Annotated in this window: 18 protein-coding genes; 6 read left to right on the forward strand and 12 right to left on the reverse strand. The window is 38.5% G+C overall.

The window, feature by feature from the left end:
- From VB713_RS01530 to VB713_RS01540, 3 genes are all read left to right on the forward strand, one after another.
- Complete coding sequence (locus tag VB713_RS01530; RefSeq protein WP_323309822.1) at positions 1 to 420, forward strand: anti-sigma regulatory factor; 420 nt, start codon at positions 1 to 3, stop codon at positions 418 to 420.
- Positions 421 to 667: 247 nt separating this feature from the next.
- On the forward strand, positions 668 to 1,639 hold the full coding sequence (gene queG / locus VB713_RS01535; protein WP_323309823.1) for a tRNA epoxyqueuosine(34) reductase QueG: 972 nt from the start codon (positions 668 to 670) through the stop codon (positions 1,637 to 1,639).
- Entirely contained in the window at positions 1,614 to 2,249 is a 636-nt protein-coding gene (locus VB713_RS01540; RefSeq protein WP_323309824.1) for an HAD-IA family hydrolase, read from the forward strand. The genes queG and VB713_RS01540 overlap by 26 nt, the downstream gene beginning before the upstream one ends.
- A 222-nt stretch (positions 2,250 to 2,471) precedes the next feature.
- Here the strand turns inward: VB713_RS01540 and VB713_RS01545 are convergent, their stop codons facing one another.
- The 3 genes from VB713_RS01545 to VB713_RS01555 all read right to left on the reverse strand — a co-directional run bounded on the left by VB713_RS01545 (position 2,472) and on the right by VB713_RS01555 (position 4,251).
- Entirely contained in the window at positions 2,472 to 2,849 is a 378-nt protein-coding gene (locus tag VB713_RS01545) for a hypothetical protein (RefSeq protein WP_323309825.1), read from the reverse strand.
- Between the two features lie 181 nt (positions 2,850 to 3,030).
- Entirely contained in the window at positions 3,031 to 3,444 is a 414-nt protein-coding gene (arfB, locus tag VB713_RS01550; RefSeq protein ID WP_323309826.1) for an alternative ribosome rescue aminoacyl-tRNA hydrolase ArfB, read from the reverse strand.
- 42 nt (positions 3,445 to 3,486) lie between these two features.
- The gene (locus VB713_RS01555) at positions 3,487 to 4,251 is read right to left on the reverse strand and encodes an ABC transporter ATP-binding protein (protein ID WP_323309827.1); all 765 of its coding nucleotides are present in this window, start codon (positions 4,249 to 4,251) and stop codon (positions 3,487 to 3,489) included.
- Positions 4,252 to 4,494: 243 nt separating this feature from the next.
- Between VB713_RS01555 and VB713_RS01560 the strand changes: the two genes are divergently transcribed.
- A complete protein-coding gene (locus VB713_RS01560; protein ID WP_323309828.1) occupies positions 4,495 to 4,896 on the forward strand; it encodes an STAS/SEC14 domain-containing protein in 402 nt (133 codons plus the stop codon).
- Positions 4,889 to 5,317 carry an HNH endonuclease gene (locus VB713_RS01565; RefSeq protein WP_323309829.1) on the forward strand — a complete coding sequence of 143 codons (429 nt, stop codon included), beginning with the start codon at positions 4,889 to 4,891 and terminating at the stop codon, positions 5,315 to 5,317. The genes VB713_RS01560 and VB713_RS01565 overlap by 8 nt, the downstream gene beginning before the upstream one ends.
- Positions 5,318 to 5,409: 92 nt before the next feature.
- Here the strand turns inward: VB713_RS01565 and VB713_RS01570 are convergent, their stop codons facing one another.
- From VB713_RS01570 to VB713_RS01610, 9 genes are all read right to left on the reverse strand, one after another.
- Complete coding sequence (locus VB713_RS01570) at positions 5,410 to 6,627, reverse strand: ABC transporter permease (protein ID WP_323309830.1); 1,218 nt, start codon at positions 6,625 to 6,627, stop codon at positions 5,410 to 5,412.
- A gap of 75 nt (positions 6,628 to 6,702) precedes the next feature.
- The gene (locus tag VB713_RS01575) at positions 6,703 to 8,172 is read right to left on the reverse strand and encodes an efflux RND transporter periplasmic adaptor subunit (RefSeq protein ID WP_323309831.1); all 1,470 of its coding nucleotides are present in this window, start codon (positions 8,170 to 8,172) and stop codon (positions 6,703 to 6,705) included.
- Positions 8,173 to 8,449: 277 nt separating this feature from the next.
- The gene (locus VB713_RS01580) at positions 8,450 to 9,043 is read right to left on the reverse strand and encodes a TetR/AcrR family transcriptional regulator (RefSeq protein WP_323309832.1); all 594 of its coding nucleotides are present in this window, start codon (positions 9,041 to 9,043) and stop codon (positions 8,450 to 8,452) included.
- 181 nt (positions 9,044 to 9,224) lie between these two features.
- Entirely contained in the window at positions 9,225 to 10,838 is a 1,614-nt protein-coding gene (locus tag VB713_RS01585; protein ID WP_323309833.1) for a sensor histidine kinase, read from the reverse strand.
- Between the two features lie 357 nt (positions 10,839 to 11,195).
- Positions 11,196 to 12,551, reverse strand: coding sequence for a TolC family protein (locus VB713_RS01590; RefSeq protein WP_323309834.1), 1,356 nt, complete (start codon positions 12,549 to 12,551; stop codon positions 11,196 to 11,198).
- Between the two features lie 12 nt (positions 12,552 to 12,563).
- Complete coding sequence (locus VB713_RS01595; protein ID WP_323309835.1) at positions 12,564 to 13,235, reverse strand: ABC transporter ATP-binding protein; 672 nt, start codon at positions 13,233 to 13,235, stop codon at positions 12,564 to 12,566.
- Positions 13,236 to 13,304: 69 nt separating this feature from the next.
- Positions 13,305 to 14,582 (reverse strand): ABC transporter permease, encoded by a 1,278-nt coding sequence (locus VB713_RS01600; protein WP_323309836.1) that lies wholly within the window; start codon positions 14,580 to 14,582, stop codon positions 13,305 to 13,307.
- A 307-nt stretch (positions 14,583 to 14,889) separates the two neighbouring features.
- The gene (locus VB713_RS01605; protein ID WP_323309837.1) at positions 14,890 to 16,443 is read right to left on the reverse strand and encodes an efflux RND transporter periplasmic adaptor subunit; all 1,554 of its coding nucleotides are present in this window, start codon (positions 16,441 to 16,443) and stop codon (positions 14,890 to 14,892) included.
- A 203-nt stretch (positions 16,444 to 16,646) separates the two neighbouring features.
- A complete protein-coding gene (locus VB713_RS01610; RefSeq protein ID WP_323309838.1) occupies positions 16,647 to 16,820 on the reverse strand; it encodes a hypothetical protein in 174 nt (57 codons plus the stop codon).
- 91 nt (positions 16,821 to 16,911) lie between these two features.
- Here VB713_RS01610 and VB713_RS01615 point away from each other — a divergent pair, with 91 nt between their 5' ends.
- Entirely contained in the window at positions 16,912 to 17,793 is an 882-nt protein-coding gene (locus VB713_RS01615; protein WP_323309839.1) for a tetratricopeptide repeat protein, read from the forward strand.
- Positions 17,794 to 18,408: the final 615 nt, after the last annotated feature.

The following is an 18,408-nucleotide window of genomic DNA, read 5'->3' on the forward strand; positions in this document are numbered from 1 at the left end:
ATGAAAAGTGAGCTTCACGTACCAAGTGACTTGATTTTTGTAAATATCGTTGAAGCTTGGTTGCTAGGATGCTTGAAGATCCATCTAGGAGAATCAGTGGATTGGTCAGCACAATCCAGTCGTTTGCGCTTGGCGGTGGTGGAGGCATATACTAACGCTGTACGTCATGCTCACAAAGATCAGCCTAATTTGCCAATTTTGCTGCGTTTAGAACTCAAAGAACGCAAATTGTTGTTGGAAATTTGGGATTATGGACAAGGTTTTGATATGTCTACCTATTTTCCTCCTGAGCCGACGGAAAAAAAAGAAGGTGGTTATGGCTGGCTGATTATGAATCGTCTCATGGACAAGGTAGAGTATCGGTTGCAGACTAATGGTGCTAACTGTCTCAAGCTAGAAGCTACTCTGCCCAAAGATTGAAGCAATTAGTTAAGAAATATTAATTAAGCTATAACTTTTGCTAAATTTATTTGATTTATTAGTTTTTTTTATAAAATACTGTAATGCAAGGTTGCTTTTTCCCACCCATAGTCTCTTTTGGGTACTAAGTAGGTTGGCGTTAAAAATTGTCGTTGGGATCAGGCAGGGAGCATGGTGAAAAAGGGTTTTAGCCTTATTTACTTCGATAAAATTTCCAATTTGAATTTCCCTCAACCCATAAAGTTTGATGAATAAGTCTCCACTCACCAGCAGCGAGGTAAAAGAGAAAGCCAGGGAGTTGGGTTTTCATAAAGTTGGGATTGCATCTGTAGTTGGGCTAGATGCCATAGTAACGCAACGGTTGCAAGCATGGATGGAGTTGGGTTTTCATGCTGATATGCAATGGATGGCTAATCCTAAGCGTGAGGATATTCGTTTAGTGATGCCAGAAGTGCGATCGCTTGTTTGTGTGGCGCTAAATTATTACACACCAGATCAACGCCCAGAAGGTGAAGAATATGGAAAAATTTCCCGTTATGGTTGGGGACGGGACTATCATAAAATTCTGCACAAAAAGCTCAAACAACTAGCTACCGGGCTAGAATCATGGGGTGAAGGTGTAAAAGCCAGATATTACGCAGATACAGGCCCAGTGCAAGATAAAGTTTGGGCGCAAAAAGCTGGTATTGGTTGGATTGCCAAGAATGGTAATGTGATTACGCGAGATTATGGATCTTGGGTTTTTTTGGGAGAAATATTAACTAATATAGAACTAGAGAGCGATCGCCCAGCTACAGAACATTGTGGAACTTGTACCCGTTGTTTACAGGCTTGTCCTACCGGGGCAATTACCGAGCCATTTGTAGTAGATGCCAATCGTTGCATCGCCTATCATACCATTGAAAACCGCGCAGATAACTTGCCAGAAACACTTACACCTCACTTACATGGCTGGGTTGCCGGTTGCGATATTTGTCAAGATGTATGTCCTTGGAATCAGCGTTTTGCTCAGGAAACAGATGTAACAGATTTTCAACCTTATCCTGGGAATTTAGCACCCAAGCTGGTAGAATTAGCGCAAATCTCAGAAGAGGAGTGGGATAAACAATTTCCAGCATCAGCCTTACGACGGATTAAACCAGAAATGTTACGACGGAATGCTCGTGCTAATCTTGACGCATCTAGGCTAAAGAATGACCCAAAAAGTAATAATATTTGACTTTGATGGAACGATTGCGGATACAGTAGATGCTCTTGTAACTATTGCCAATCGTTTAGCTTTAGAGTTTGGTTATATACAAATTACCCCCGATGAACTAGCTCTATTGAGAAATTTAACTTCTAGAGAAATTATTAGATATTCAGGTATTTCCGTCTTCAAAATTCCTTTTTTACTGAAAAAAGTCAAAGGAGAATTAAAAAACAAAATTAAAGAATTTCACCCTATATCCGGAATTCCAGAAGCCCTCATAGAACTCAAAAATGAAGGATATCAACTGGGAATTATTACTTCTAATTCTCAAGAGAATGTAACTGAATTTCTCAAATGCAATGATTTAGATTATCTGTTTGAATTTATCCATTCAGGAGTAACAATTTTTGGAAAAACTACAATAATTAATAATGTCTTAAGGCAAAGGCAAATTAAAACGCAATCAGTTATTTATGTAGGTGATGAAACTAGAGATATTGAAGCTTCAAAAAAAGCGAATATCAAAGTGATTGCAGTCACCTGGGGGTTCAATTCAGCAGAAGCACTAGCTAAAGAACATCCGAATTTTTTAATTGATCATCCTAGTGAATTATTAGAGGTGATCAAAAGTTGTTAAAAGCCCAACCTAATCAAGATTGAGCATTGGCAAAAAATAAGTTTTTGATGTTAAATATAGCGTTTTCCACTCTTATGAGGTACATCTTAGCCCCCTCATCGCGCTGTAGGCGGGTTTACCAGCGTAGGCGACTGGTGTGCCACAACGCGAGAGCTTTGCTAACGCGTAGCGTGCCGGAGGCATTCTTGTACTTCATAACACCGGGAAGTGCTGTAATTGGAATTACTTCTGAGGGGCTTTACCCTTTTGCAAAGCTTGTTGTACTAACTCATCACTAACACTAGTGATACCCTCCGTCTTAGAAGCACCTATTTCCTTACTCATCTCTATATAATCATCAGGATTACCTGTTGATTGCGCTTCAGTTTTTGTCTCTTCTGGTTCAGAGATTTCATCTTTAGGTGCAGTAGCCGCTTCAGCAGCAGTTTTGCCTTCACCTGTGCGATCAATTTCACTGACACTGAACTGCTGTGCAGCTGCATAATCAGCTTCAAAATCTACTTTTGGTGCTTTTTCATTACCACTAATTATATTTTCAGCAGCTAATTGTGCATCATAAGTAGTTGCTTCATTCGAGCTAGGCTTCACTTTATCAGGCATAATTAAAACCTTAATTAATATCTACATCACTGGTACAAGTTTATCAAAATCTTTTACTAAATTCTTGTTTCTTAAGATAGAGTATACTCTCTATAACAGGATAGATAAAAGATAAATTAGCTAATTAATAAATATCCTTCTTTTGGTGGTAGGAGGTAATTATAAAAATTAGTTGCGCGGCTCATTCTGTAATTTTGCCCCGTAGGGATTTAATTTCACCGCGTTTGGTTTTGCTGTCAATGCGTTTATTTTTAGCACTGCGTGTGGGTTTTGTGGGCTTGCGTTTTGGAGAGGTAATGGTGACGCTTTTAATTAAAGTTTGGAGACGTTTGAGTGCGTCTTCTTTATTCTGTTCTTGAGTACGATGTTGCTGGGCTTTGATGACAATTATCCCATCTTTAGTAATGCGTTGATCTCCCAAATTCAGCAAACGTTCTTTGTAAAGCGGTGATAGGGAGGAGGCGTTGATGTCGAAGCGCAAATGAATGGCTGTAGCCACTTTATTGACATTTTGACCACCTGCACCTTGGGAACGAATTGCACTAATGCTGATTTCGCTAAGAGGAATAACTGTTTTATTGGTGATTTGTAACATGGTACTTTTTGAATACTGAGTAGAATTTTTGAGGGAGTATGATCAAGACACAACAACTTGATGTAACTCCTCTGGCTTAATGTGAGAATGGACAATTTCACCATCACGAAACCAAACTATCCGCTTGGTTCGACGTGCAACCTCTGTTTCGTGAGTCACCATAACTACGGTAATACCACTTGCATTTAATTCCTCAAAAATATCTAAAACTTCCTGAGTTGTGTGGGAGTCCAGTGCGCCGGTGGGTTCGTCAGCAAGGAGAACAACAGGACGGTTGACAATGGCGCGAGCGATCGCTACTCTTTGTTGTTGTCCCCCTGATAATTGGGTGGGTTTGTTATTGAGACGTTTTTCTAAACCTACTTTTATCAATGCTTCAATTGCCCGTTCTTTTCTTTCCCCAGGCTTAACATCAGCATACACCATTGGCAGCATCACATTCTCCATTGCTGTCAATTGGTTTAATAAATGGAATTGTTGAAATACAAATCCTAGCTTTCTATTGCGAATATGCGCCAGTTCTGTATCACCAATTTGCGCTACATCAAGATTGTCTAAATAATAATGTCCAGAACTAGGACGATCTAAACAACCAATAATATTCATGGCTGTAGATTTTCCAGAACCAGAAGGCCCCATTATAGAACAATATTCGCCTTCTTCTATAGTTAAGTTGATATCGTTTAGTGCTTTTACTTCTGTTTCACCACTACCGTAAACTTTAAAGATGTTTTCAAGCCGGATAATTCCTGATTTTGGTTCAGAGTTAGGAATATTTGCATCAGTTAAAGAAAGAGTATTATTCACAGAGATTTATCCTTTTACAAAAATTAATTATCATTTCATTAACAAGAATGTGTGTCACATTTGTCACTTAATAATTTTTACCATGATCTAAATTAATAGTGTCAGATATATCCAATAAAATAGTGATTGCTACTACTTCTGAATCATTCATAAAAAACAATATTTCTTAATGTGTTTTGCATTTCTCAATAATCAGTTATAATCAATATGTTCATAGAATATGATTTTTATTATTATAGCATTATGCCTACGGTTAAAGTTGATGCCCAACTGTCTGCACTAGATTTACTTCAAGCAGCCCAGCAATTAACTCAGCCTGAGTTAGAGCAGTTTATTGAGCAGATTCTCCAAATTAAAGCTCAAAGAATAGCTCCTAGTTTATCGCTAAAGGAGTTTGAATTATTGGAAAATATTCATCAAGATTTACCTCAAGAACTGCAAGACTTGTATCAAAATTTAATTGGAAAACGTAATCAGGAAATTTTAACAGAATCAGAATATCAACAACTGTTAAAATTAACAGAACAAGTAGAAAATCATCAAGCTCAACGTTTAGAATATTTAACTCAATTAGCTCAAATACGTCAACTTCCTCTCACTACTTTAATCACACAAATGGGTATTAAACCAATTAATAATGACTGACAGTAAACTCACAAATCAACTTAAACAAGAAGTGAGATTAAGAGCCAAAAGTTGCTGTGAATATTGCTATTCTCAAGAAAAATTTGCTACACATAGTTTTTCTATTGAACATATTAAACCATTAAGTAAAGGAGGTGAAAGTAATTTTGATAATTTAGCTTTATCTTGTCAAGGATGTAATAACTATAAATATAACAAAACTGAAATTCAAGACCCAGTTAGCCGAGAAATTGTTCCTATTTATCATCCCCAACAACAAAATTGGCAAGAACATTTCAGTTGGAATGAAAATTATACTCTAATTATTGGTTTAACTCCTATAGGAAGAGCTACTGTTGAACTTTTACGCTTAAATCGAGAAGGCTTAGTCAATTTACGTCGTATTCTATATGCAATGGGTGAACATCCTCCTTTTTCCTGATAGCGCATCATGGTATAAACTATTTTAATGAAAATAAAATTTTCTGAATTTTTAATTTTTCACAAAACTCAGAACTCGGAAATTATTACTCTTTAGGCGCTTCTTAAAGCCACAATCGGATCAAGTTGTGCCGCACGACGGGCTGGAACTACGCCAAAAAATAATCCAATTCCCCCAGAAATACCCACAGCCATTGTAATGGAAACGACGGAAATACTTGCTTCTAAAGGAGTTAAGACTGATACTAAAACTATGCAGCCGACTCCAACTGTAGTACCAACTAAACCACCAATTATAGAAACAATCACTGCTTCAATAATGAACTGAAGTAAAATGTCCTGTTCGGTAGCACCAATTGCTTTTCTTAAGCCAATTTCTTGGGTGCGTTCGGTGACAGAAACCAGCATAATATTCATAATACCAATACCACCGACTAAAAGAGAAATTCCGGCGATCGCAGTTAACATGGTTGTCAACGCACCGGAAATTTGACCTACTGTTTGCAAAGCATCCTTTTGGGTACGAATCGTAAAGTCATTTTCACCAACTAATTTATGGCGTTGTCGTAGTAAATTGGTAATTTGAAACTCTGCTGCATCCACGCTATCGGCATCTTTCGCAGAGGCAACAATGTAGGTTACTTCTAATCCGTATGGAGAGGTTCTTCCCACTAGCCGATTTGCTGATGTGAGAATTGGGACTAATACTGCATCATCATAACTTACACCTAAATTTGAACCTTTGTCTGTTAGCACCCCAATTACTTGAAAGCTGGCATTTTTGATTCTGATCTGCTGACTAATGGGGTTAGTATTACCAAAAAGTTTTTCTTTCAATTTTGCACCTAGCACTACAACTTGGTTGCTGCGCTTCATATCTATGTCGGTGAAAAACCTTCCTGTGGCTACTTCAAAATCTCGAACTTTCAAAAAGCTGGGAGTTGTCCCAATAATATTGACATCGGTATTTCTATTTTTATATGTCACCACCTGTCTACTATTCAATTCTGCTGTAGTTACTGCTATTGTGGGTACTTGAGTTGCGATCGCATTAGCATCTTCTAAAACCAGCGTTCTAGTCACATCTCTAGCAACCCGTTGAGTTTCCTCGTTACCTGGAATCACAAATAAGACGTTTGGCCCCAAGGAATTTAGTTGATTGGCTACAAACTTTTGTCCCCCTTCCCCAATCCCAATCATCGCAATTACTGAACCATTACCAATGACAATACCCAACATTGTGAGGGCGCTACGTAACTTGTTAGCCAGCAGGGTTTTACCTGCCATTTGGACGCTTTCTAAAAAGTTCATACAATTTTATTAGATTGTGAAATTTTTGCTATGTCAGCTTTTCATTTATCGAAATTATTTTTTAACTTTTGATCATTATTTATTTTCGGCTTTGGCTTTTTCAATTTTGTAATCTTTGGGTGGATTTACAAATATCAAATCACCCTTGTTTACGCCTTCTAAAACCTGAGTTTCATCTTTGATTTGCGCTCCAATTGTGATTTCTTTAAATAGAGGTTTATTATTTGCATCTGGGATAAGTACACCAGTTTTGCCATTTTCAGTGAGAATTGCTACAGTTGGTAGGGTTAAAGCATCGTTAATGCGATCGCCCAAAAATGTCACATCCACATTTAATCCAGAGCGCAATTTATCCGCACCACTATCAATCAAAACCCGCACCTGAAAAGATGTCACACCCTGTTCCACCACCGCTTCAGGAGCAATTAAACGGACACGTCCTTTAAATACTTGATCTGGATAAGCATCAGCAACAATTTCTACCTGCTGTCCTTGCTTAATTCTACCAATATCAGCTTCTGGAACCTGAGCTAAAACTTCCAAACCCGTCGCTAAAGCCACAATTGAACTAGAAGTTGCTGACGTACTTGTAGAAGCCGAAGTTGTTGGTGTCACAAAAGCCCCTATATTCGCGTATTTTTGAGTCACAATCCCCGCAAAAGGAGCGCGAATAACGGTATCTGCCAACTGTACTTGCTGCTGTTGTAACTGAGCATATGCAGCCGCTACAGAAGCCTTGAGTCGAGCAATTTCTTCAATACGACTACCATTTCTTAACTTTTGAAGCGCTTCTCGTTCTTGAATTACTACAGCTTCTTGCTTTTTAATCTCTTCATCGCGGCTACCCACTTTTTGTAGTGATAATCGCCGTTGAGCTTCTTCTAAACTAGCTTTCGCTCTTTTATTTTCACTGATATATTGTTCTAAAGAATCTTGAGAAATTGCCCCTTCTTTCGCTAATCCTTGATAACGGTTTACCCTAGCTTGGGTTAGTTCTACTTGCGCTTTAGCTGAGTCTACAGCAGCCTTCGCTTGATCAATTTCTTGAGAACGATTCCCCTCCCGAATGATAGCTAACTGGGCTACAGCTTGGGCTACACGCGCTTTTCCTTGAGCAATTTCTTCAGGACGACTCCCGGCTTGACTCTCTGCTAATTGTGCTTTAGCTTGTTCTAAATTAGCTTGAAATTGGAGAATTCGCATTTTAATTTCTGAGTTATCCATACGAGCAATAATTTGCCCTTTCTGGACTTTTTCTCCCTGTTCAATATCCAATTCGGTGATAATTCCCGGATTTTTAGGACTAATATTCACGCTTTGTATTGGTTGCACTTTCCCACTAGCAGTAATCCGCACTGTGACACTTTTTCCTGCAACTGGAACAGTGAGTTTAGTAATGTCTTGTTTACGGTTTTCTGGATTTATTATTTTTAAGGCTGTGGTTGTGCCAATTATCAAAATACCAGATGCCACCAACCCCATTAACCAGCGAAATGGGTACTTAATTTTTTTGCCGATTAGGGGAATTTCTTTGTGAGTAGTCATATTATTTGGTGGTGATTACTAGAATTAAAAGTTATTAATTTATTTTGAACTGAATACTCAAAAATACTGTTTGCAAAAACCCTTGTAATTAATAGATTTTGATTACTGATTCTCCTTTTATACTAGCAATTAAATATAAAATTAGCCATCATCTGATCGGGTGAACTTGATCTATTTGTGCTAAAAAAATCAAACTTGGGGAGTAGGTTCCCTAAACATTAAAAATTAAAATGTAAGTAGTTACTTATTAATTCTCCAAAAAATTTAGTCTATGTAATTACTCTTGAATAGGTGCAATTCCCTGCCAAACAATATCTACGAGATCCTCGACAAATTTCGCTTCTTCTGTTTTGATAATTTCTGTGGGGTGCATCTGTTCTAAGAAAACATAGTTCATTAGTGATCCTAGCAATATCATAGCAATAGTATGAGGATCACTAGGGCGAAGCCGTTCTTTTTCTATTTCTTGAGCCAGGAAATTAGTGAATACTTTAACCTCACGGATAGGTTTTGATCTGATCATAGTTGCTGTTTCTGGAAGCAGATTCCCGCAAGCTTTCAACATCATCAATCGTGGCATCACTTGACGATGAAATTCTAAAGTTTGCAGACACAAATGAATAAGATTTTGCTTGAGATTTCCTTTCCCAGCTAGAGAATCTATTTCTTCTACCCAAGGAGGTCTTTCCGGAATTCCCATTGACGCAAAAAATAATTTTTCTTTGGTTAAGAATCGCTTGAAGATGGAAGCTTCGGAAATTCCGGCTTTTTGAGCAATTTCCAAGGTTGAAGCACCAAATCCTTGTTGCAGAAAGATTTCACGGGCTGCATCTAAAATTTGTTCATTAGTGATTTTTGGTGTGCGTGCCATAAATAAGTGTGTATTCACTTATTAATTTAACTGTTGCTGATGGTAATGTCAAGAAGAAGAAAAAATAATCAAGCTGCTTATTTATGAAACACTATGTAAATGAAATGCTGTAGCCAAAAAAGAGTATAAAAAGAGGGCTGATGTACCCTTTGCCAAAAGAAGTAATGATCACTCTTATCTGCTATATACTTGCTGGCTTTATTTGCCTAATAGGAATCTCAATCAAAAATTCTGTTCCCTTTCCAGGCTCAGAAATATAATCTATTTTGCCCTTATGCTTATCTACTATAATCTGGTAACTAATAGATAATCCTAATCCAGTACCTTTACCTACGGGTTTAGTAGTAAAGAACGGCTCAAACAATCTATGTTTACAATTTTCCCTGATTCCTGTACCGTTATCTTTAATACTGATAATTATGTTGTCTTCATCTTTTACTTGAGTATTGATAATAATTGAACTGAAGTGCTGTTTAATATTTTTATGCACATCTACTTCCTGTTGGCGGAGAGCATCAATAGCATTAGTAATTATATTCATAAATACTTGATTTAATCCTCCTGCATAACATTCAATTAGAGGCAAACTTCCATAGTTTTTAATAATTGTAATTTCCTGCTGTTTCTTATGACCTTTAATTAAGTCTTGTACAATTAACAGCGTACTATTAATACCTTCATGAATATTAACTGGTTTCATTTCTGCTTCATCAAGACGCGAAAAGTTCCTTAAACTTAAGACAATTTCACTGATACGTTCAGTACCTACTTGCATTGAAGATAATATTTTGGGGAGATCACCAATAATAAAATCTAAATCTATATCCTTATCCACAAGATTTTGTTGGGGATGGCAATGAGAACATTCTTGCTGGTATTGGGTAATCAGAGTTAATAATTTTTGAGTGTAGTCCTTAACGTGTATCAAGTTGCCATAAATGAAATTAACAGGATTATTAATCTCATGAGCAACACCAGCAACTAACTGACCTAGTGAAGACATTTTTTCAGTTTGAATCAGTTGCACTTGCGTCTGCTGTAGTTCTACTAATGTCTGTTGTAATTGAATATTTTTTTGTTTTAATTTTTCTGTTCTAGCTGCAACTTGTATTTCTAACATGGAATTAGTTTCTTCTAATGCAGCTTGAGCATTTTTTTTGGCTTTTAAGTATTCTTGCAATAAACGTAATACTGAAAGCCAGACTGGTATAAGTATTGTTAAACTTATAATAGAACCCAAAATAGCCCAAATCATTCTTTGGCGATACGCAGCAACTTTTAGTTGCAATCCCAAGGATATATTCTGGTTCCGTTTAGCAACACCATCAGCATAAATCCGTTTTTGTATTTCGTATTCACGGCTGGATAATAGTTGTTGTGCAGCCTGTTTTTGATTGTTATTAACTAAATCAAAAGATTGATATTCCATTGCAACTAACTTCTGATTAGCAACATCAACTCTTTGAGCATTTGTATCTTTATATGTTTCAGGAGCAAGTTTAATAGCTTCTTTAATAGCAAAATCAAGCTGAGGTTCAAATTCGCGATATCGGTTTTCCCAAAAAGTATTACCTGTCGCTGCATTCATCCGGGCTGACATAGTTAATACTTCATCAAAATAAGTAATTTTATCACTTAGTCTTTGGAGGTTAAATTCTTGTTTTGTAATATAATTAAAGTTGTAAAATGCCTGCCAGTTGAGCAAAACTTGAGGGATAAACAATAAAAATGTTAGCAATACTGTCACACTTACTAACTGAGAAGGAGTAAATCTAAGTTTATAAAAAAAAGGCATTTTTTTATTTTTATATATAGTATATTGAGGTATATGAGAACTCATCTTTTATTTTCAAAAAAATAGAAGTATTTAACAAAAAATAAATTTGTCTCAAAATCTCTTCCCTTCTGCCTCGTTACCATGATAATCCACTTATGTCATTGCTAATAGAGCGAAGCAGTCAAGCTCCATGAACGCAAGGGGCTTTAATATTTTACATTTTGTTACATCATTTAGTCTATTTGTATATACCCACTTTAATTTGTCAGGTTATTCTATAAAGAATTTTGTATTAGAATTCAATACCTTTCCCAAAATCATAGTCTATTCATCCTCATAAATTGGTAAAGGTATTGTGTAGTTATAGTGATTTCCTTATCTTCTGTTGCCTGTTCTTTGTAAATTAGCCAAAGCGCGGTTGTAATTCAAAATAGCAGTAACTCGATTACCTTCAGATATTGTCAGGTCATTTTCGGCGGAAATCACCTCAGTTTGAGTACCGACACCAGCTTGAAACCTGAGTCTAGCTATGCTTAGAGCTTCCTTAGCTTGAGTTATAGCTACAGTGGAAGTCTGCACATTATCCAAATTGGACTGTAACTGCAAGTAGTATTGTTCAACGTCAAAGCGGATTTGATTACGCTGGTTAGAAAATTGAGTTTGAGCGATCGCAATATTAGCTTTTGATTGAGCCGCTCGCGCCCTTGCTACACCCCCATCAAACAGATTTAGACTTGCTTGCAGTCCGAGAGAATAACCATCGCTAATGCTAGTACTATCGTTATAACGATCTAGTAAATTGTAGCTACCACTCAAACTAATTTGTGGCCCTAGTTGTGAAAGTGCCTGTCGTCGCTGTTGCTCACTAATATTGCGTTGTGCCAAAAACTGTTGTAATTCTGGACGGTTTTGAAAAGCTTGGATAATAGTTTCTTCCAGTGGTTGCTGCCACAAACCAGCTAATTCTACAGAATCTGCCGCAGTGATATTAATTGACTGTGATAAATTTAATCGAGTTGCTAATTGACGACGAGCAATTTGTTGTTGTGAAATAGCATTAGTTAAATTTTGGACAGAATTTGCTAAATTAACTTCAGCTTGTAAAACATCAAATCTTGTACCTACTCCGGCTAATTGTAGAGCTTGAGCATCTCGCAAACTAGCTTGGGAATTTTCTACAGATGACTGATTAATTCTGACTTGTTCATCTGCTTGTTGCAAATCATAATATTCAGTTGTGACATTTAAACGAATATCTAATAATCGGGTTTCCAGGTCTAATTCATCTATTCTTAATTGTTCCTCGGCTGCTCGAATACTAGCTTGGCGATTGCCAGAGGTATAAAGGTTATAATTAATTTGTCCTTGACCATTAAAAGAAGTGCTAGATGATGAAGATGAATTGTTAATAAAACCATCCCCATTATTAGTGATGCGACCATTAACACCAATGTTAGGAAATAAAGCAGCTTTAGATTCTCTTAATGCCGAACGACTGCGTTCTAATTCTAATTTAACTACCTGTAAATCATTATTATTTTGCTGTGCTAATTCCAAAGCTTGGATTAATGTAATTGGTACATTTTCCTGAATTTTAACTTCTTCTGGACGGGTAGGAAATAGTAAAGGATTGGGATTGGAGTCAGATATTGGTGGAGTTGCAGCACTTGCTAAGGTGGGCATGAGAGCAATAACTATTCCAACCCAGGTAGAATGCACTTTAAATAACATAATTTTTCTGAATTAACTAACAATTAAACCATCTTGAACTCTGATAATTCTTTGAGTTTGAGCAGCGATATCTGGTTCATGAGTAACAATGACAATGGTAATTCCTTGCTGATTAAGTTCTGTGAGCAAATTCATCACCTCATGGGAAGTCTCAGTATCTAAAGCTCCCGTTGGTTCATCTGCTAGAACTAAAGCAGGTCTATTAACCAAAGCGCGTGCGATCGCCACTCGTTGTTGTTGACCCCCAGAAAGTTGACTAGGACGGTTAGCAATGCGATCGCTTAAACCAACCCTTTCTAAAGCTTCTAAAGCCCTAATCCGGCGTTTTGGCTTGGGTAAGTTGGCGTAAACCATCGGTAACATCACATTTTCTAAAGCTGTTGAACGCGCCAAAAGGTTAAATTGTTGGAACACAAAACCTATTCTTTGATTGCGAATATATGCCAATTCATCATCATCATAAGTAGTCAGATTTCTCCCTTCAAAAATATAGTTTCCTCTGGTGGGACGATCTAAACATCCTAAAATGTTCATGAGGGTAGATTTACCTGAACCTGATGCACCCATGATTGAGACATATTCTCCTTCTTCAATAGAAAGTTGAATTCCTTTAAGTATGGGAACATCAACTTCTCCTAAATGGTAGGTTTTAGTAATAGATTCCAGCCAAATCATCGTTGTCATATCATTGAGGAGTTAATTTTAAACGCAGAGGAGCGCAAAGGTTAGTGCAGAGGTACGCGGAGGTTTAATTTAATCGCTTCTTAGGGCATTTATGGGATCTAATTTAGCCGCATTTCTGGCGGGAATTACTCCAGCTACTAAACCAACACTCAGTGAAAGTGCGAAGCCGACGATAATTGATAAAAAAGAAATAATAAACGGAAATTTAAATATAGTTGCTGCTATAAAAGCAATGATGATGCCACTGCTAATACCAATGCTTCCTCCAGAAATGGAAATGACGATGGCTTCGGCTAGAAATTGATTGAGGATGGCTGAATTAGTCGCTCCAACTGCTTTTCTAATACCGATTTCTCGCGTTCTTTCTACAACAGACACTAACATGATGTTGGCAATACCAATCCCGCCTACAACTAAAGAAATTCCAGCAATCGCTACTATCATTACTGTAAATAAACCCACAACACCAGTGAAGGTATTAACGATATCAGCTTGGTTAGTAAGTCGAAAATCATCGGCTTGCGGTGGATAGATATCGTGACGCAGACGTAAGAGATTTGTAACTTGAAATTGTGCAGCTTCTAATTGTTCTTGATTAGCAGATTTAACTAAAATTCCATTTACAGAAACGCCTACCAAAGCATTATTACCAACCAGTCTTTTTGACATACTAGTTAGAGGGATGAAAATTTGGTCATCTCTGTCTGTTCTTCCTTGAGAACCCTTTGGTTCCATTACCCCAATCACTTCATAAGCTTCTCCTTGAATGCGAATTTTTTCACCGATGATATTACTACTTTGAGTAAACAGTGTTTGTTGAACTGTCGGCCCAATAATGGCAAATTGGGCAGCATTATCTAGCTCTTCTTGAGTAAAATATCTCCCCTGTTGGGGGTGGGTATTTCTAACTTCTGGATAGTTTAAATCTGTGCCGATAATTGTTGTTGATGTGTTCTGTCCTGCATAAACAACTTGTGCATTCTGTTGGAGATAAGCAGATACAAGTTCAGCTGATGGTGCTTGTGTAGCGATCGCTTTCGCATCCTCCCAAGTTAAGGTACTACTAGAGCCTAATCCTTGTCTCACATTCCCACTTCTGGCTGCACCCGCAAAGATTTGTAGCACGTCTGTACCCAAAGCTTGAATCTGTTGCTCAACTCCCTTTTGCACCCCCTGACCGATTGAAGTAATGGCAATAACTGAAGAAATGCCAATAATTACCCCCAACATCGTTAATCCTGTGCGTAATTTGTTACTCCATAGTGTCTCTACCGCCATTAAAAATATTTCCAGCAATGGAACGGTGCGGGTATTCTTCGCTTTATTTGCGTAATAAGCTTTAGCCATAATTACAAGTACCGAGTAGTGAGTGGTGAGTATAGGACTTACGCAAAAACCTCTTAAACTCTTATTCCTCTGCGGTATGCCTGACGGCACGCTGCGCGAACGATTTTCCTTTATCTGTGCGTAAGTACTGGAGTAGAAAAAGCATCTAGTAGTCTGTCAAGAACTAATTGACGGTTAAATAAATTTTCCTTCTTCCTTCTTCCTTCGCGCTCTTTGCGTCTTCGCGGTTCGTTCCTTTATCCGTCAAAATTTATTTGACAGACTACTAGTAAGAGTGGGGTGATTAGAGATTAATTACTCATTAATACTAAGAACCACCGCGTCTGGAACGACCGCCGCCACCGCCACCACCGCCTCCTAGACCAGGAAAAACTCCTCCTCTTGGTGTTGATTGTGGTCGTGATCCTGGTGGGAAACTGAGTAATACTTTCTCGTTTCCTGTTAATCCAGATTTGACTTCTGTAAAATTATTCACTGTCACACCAGTTTTGATGCGAGTAAATACAGGGTTGCCATCCGCGCCCGCTACATACACACCTGTGGAACGTTCTCGACGCACTACCGAGGCTGTTGGTACTACTAAGACATCTTCCAATTTACCGACTTGAAAATCTGCTGAGACGTTCATCCCAGACCGGAGTAAGTTTTGAGGGTCTGAGAGTGAGACTCTAACTTCAAAACTGGTAACATTTTGCTCAACTATGGCTTGAGCAGCAATTTGACTGACTTTCCCAGTAAAGGTTTTTCCTGGGTAGGCATCTGCTTTAATTGTGACTTCTTGACCAATTTGGATTTTGGAAATATTGGTTTCGGCTAAGTTGCAGACAACTTCATTAGTAGAAGCTAGAGACAAAATAGAGGACGAAGTAGCGGAGGATACGGAACTACTGGCAGTTGTGGGAGTCACGAAAGCACCAGGGTCGGCGTATTTTTTCGTGACTACACCCTCAAAAGGAGCGCGAATGATCGTGTCATTGATGTCGGATTGGACGTTTTGGAGAGAGCCACGAGCCGACATCATCTGAGCGCGAGCTTGGTCAATATCTTCTTGACGCGTTCCTGCTTTTAGGAGTCCCAAAGCTTGCTGTCTCTGTTGGACTACGGCTCGTGCTTGTTGGACATCTTCTGGACGTGACCCTGCTTTCTGTAATGCCAGTGCTTGTTGGGCTTCATTGACTTGAGCTTGGGCGCTATCACGATCTGCTAATTTTTGGTTAACAGTTTGTAGAGAAATTCCACCTGAATTGAAAAGTTGTTGATTCCGTCGAAAGTCATCTTCAGCTTTACTGAAATTAGCCTGGGCGCTTTTTAAACGTGCCTGTGCTTGAGCAATATCTTGGGAACGATTACCTGCTTCTATTTTGCGTAAATTTGCTAAAGATTCATCCAGTTGTGCTTGTGATTGAGCAATATCCTGGGGACGATTACCTGCAATCAGTTTTTGTAGATTGGCCTCTGCTTGTGCTATTTGCCCTTTGGCAGAGGTGAGTTGCCCTTGCAGGTTGGAATCATCCATGTAAGCTACAATCTGTCCTTGTTGGACTGTATCTCCTTCTTTCACTAGTAGTTTTTTGAGGATGCCAGAATTTTTAGGACTGAGGTTGATTGATCTTTCTGGCTTGACTGTGCCATTGGCGGCCACTGTAATTGACAAGCTTTGTCTTTCTACAGGCCGAGTAACAACACGACCTTTTGCTTGTTGACTGGGAAGAATTACGAACTGACGATAGGCTAGATAGCTAACTCCACCCATCAGTCCCAGGACGATTAGCCAAGGTAGCCACTGATTTTTGCCTTTTTTTTTCTTGGCTTGGGGAACTGACAGAGATGAATCTACAGGGTTTGATGTATCAATTGCCATTTTCAATTTTATGTATAAAATTAACGTATGTAGCGATCGCACAGTTTAGAGATCGCGCGATCGCAATTTTTAGCCGTTTAATAATTTAACCTAGTCTTACTGTAAGCAATTATCGAACAAGTACTCCACATCTCATATATGACCAAAGTCACTAGTGACAATAAACTCATGTATGACCAAAGTCATCAAAAAAGTACCTAGTTTTAAGTACCGAGTACCGAGTAGGGAGTCAGGAAGTTAGGGAGTCGCCAATTTTGAAGAGGGCTGTTAGAGAACTCCACAAAAAGATGATCCATTGGTTCTGAAATCAAAGCAACTTTTCGCTTTTCTTCCCAGTCTCGGTACTCGGTACTTAAAACTCGGTACTCGGTACTCATTACTCTTTTTGTAGAATTTACCTTTCTTCTAGAGCAGATATCGTTTAAGCTATTTGAGAGATTCTTTGATTTGTGGTTTAGAGGCGGTAGTGTGCCAAAACACATTCGTTTGATTTTTCTTTTGTTTGTCTGTAGTTTGTGGAGTATGCCAAAAGCAGTTCACGCACAGGCACTAATACCTCATACAGTACAACTTGATACAGCTAAGTTGGAAACCCAGGGTTTGAGTTTGGCTCAGGAAGCAGCTCAATTAGCACAGTTTCAGCAAATTGATTTGGCTTTGCCACGAGCGAGGTTGGCTACTCAATTAGCTCCTGGAAATGATAAAGTATGGTTGCTTTTAGGTGGTTTGCATTTGCAAGCTAAAGAGTTTGATGCAGCGATCGCGGCGTTGCAAAAAGCTCAAACGCTTAATCCCAAAAATGCGGATATTCTCTTTGCTTTGGGTTCAGCTAATTTTCAGAAACAAAATTATCAAGCATCTGTAGCCCATTACCAAACAGGTTTGCAGTTAAAACCCAATGATCCAGAAGGTTTGTTCGATTTGGGTAATGCTTTCTATATGTTAGGTCGCTTACCCGATGCGATCGCTCAATTCAATAAAGCTGTCTCTCAAGATAAAAAATTCTGGCCAGCAATTAACAACATCGGCTTAATCAAATACGAACAAGGTGATGTTCAAGGGGCAATTAAACAATGGCAAGAAGCTGTTGCTATTGATAAGCAAGCCGCAGAACCTTTATTGGCTTTAGCTGTAGCATTTTATAATAAAGGTGATACTCAACAAGGAGTATCTCTGGGAGAAGCAGCAATCCGCATAGATCAACGCTATGGTGATTTAGATTTTCTCAAGCAAAATCTCTGGGGTACACGTCTGCTGCTAGATACGCAAAAATTCTTGGAATTACCCCAGATTCAATCAGCCCTAGAACCCCAAGAAACACCAGCAACCGAACAACAGCCTGAAAAATAGGGCAGAGGGGCAGGGAGCAGGGAGCAGGGGGGCAGGGAGCAGGGGGGCAGGGGGAGAAAAAAGTCGTTTTGATTCTATGAAATTAGATAATTTATTTTGTGGAGTTATCTAAAAACTCTGACTCTCTCCATCTCCCTATCTCTGACCTTCCTTCAGAATCAATAAATAATAACTCAGATTAATAACGTAAGTTGCTAGTTAGGGAAAATGTCTGATATGGCTTTAGCGTAGCTGCCGTAGGCATACGCCGAGCTTCGCGAACAGGATATCCAGGATTTAAGGATTTACAGGATTAAAACAGAAAATTATTCACTAATGACCAATGACCAATGACCCATTACCGTTCTCAACTAGATAACTAGCAACTTGAGTTAATAGTTGCTAACCTTTACCCATTTATAGTACATATATTCTATATAAGTGTGGCAGTTGCCAGGTAGCAATAAACATAAAACGGATGTCTTCTGGTGAGATGCCAAAAAAGCGTAGCCTATCCCCAGGACTTACGGCGATAGCTGCACTCCTTCTTGAGGATAGACTTCGCCAACGGCGAGTGCAGCTATCACAACACCCAGAAACTAACAGACTTTCACGGCTGTTAAGATTTCTCTGTCC

Origin of the sequence: Anabaena cylindrica UHCC 0172, from assembly GCF_034931625.1 — a bacterium.
Lineage (GTDB): Bacteria > Cyanobacteriota > Cyanobacteriia > Cyanobacteriales > Nostocaceae > Anabaena > Anabaena cylindrica_A.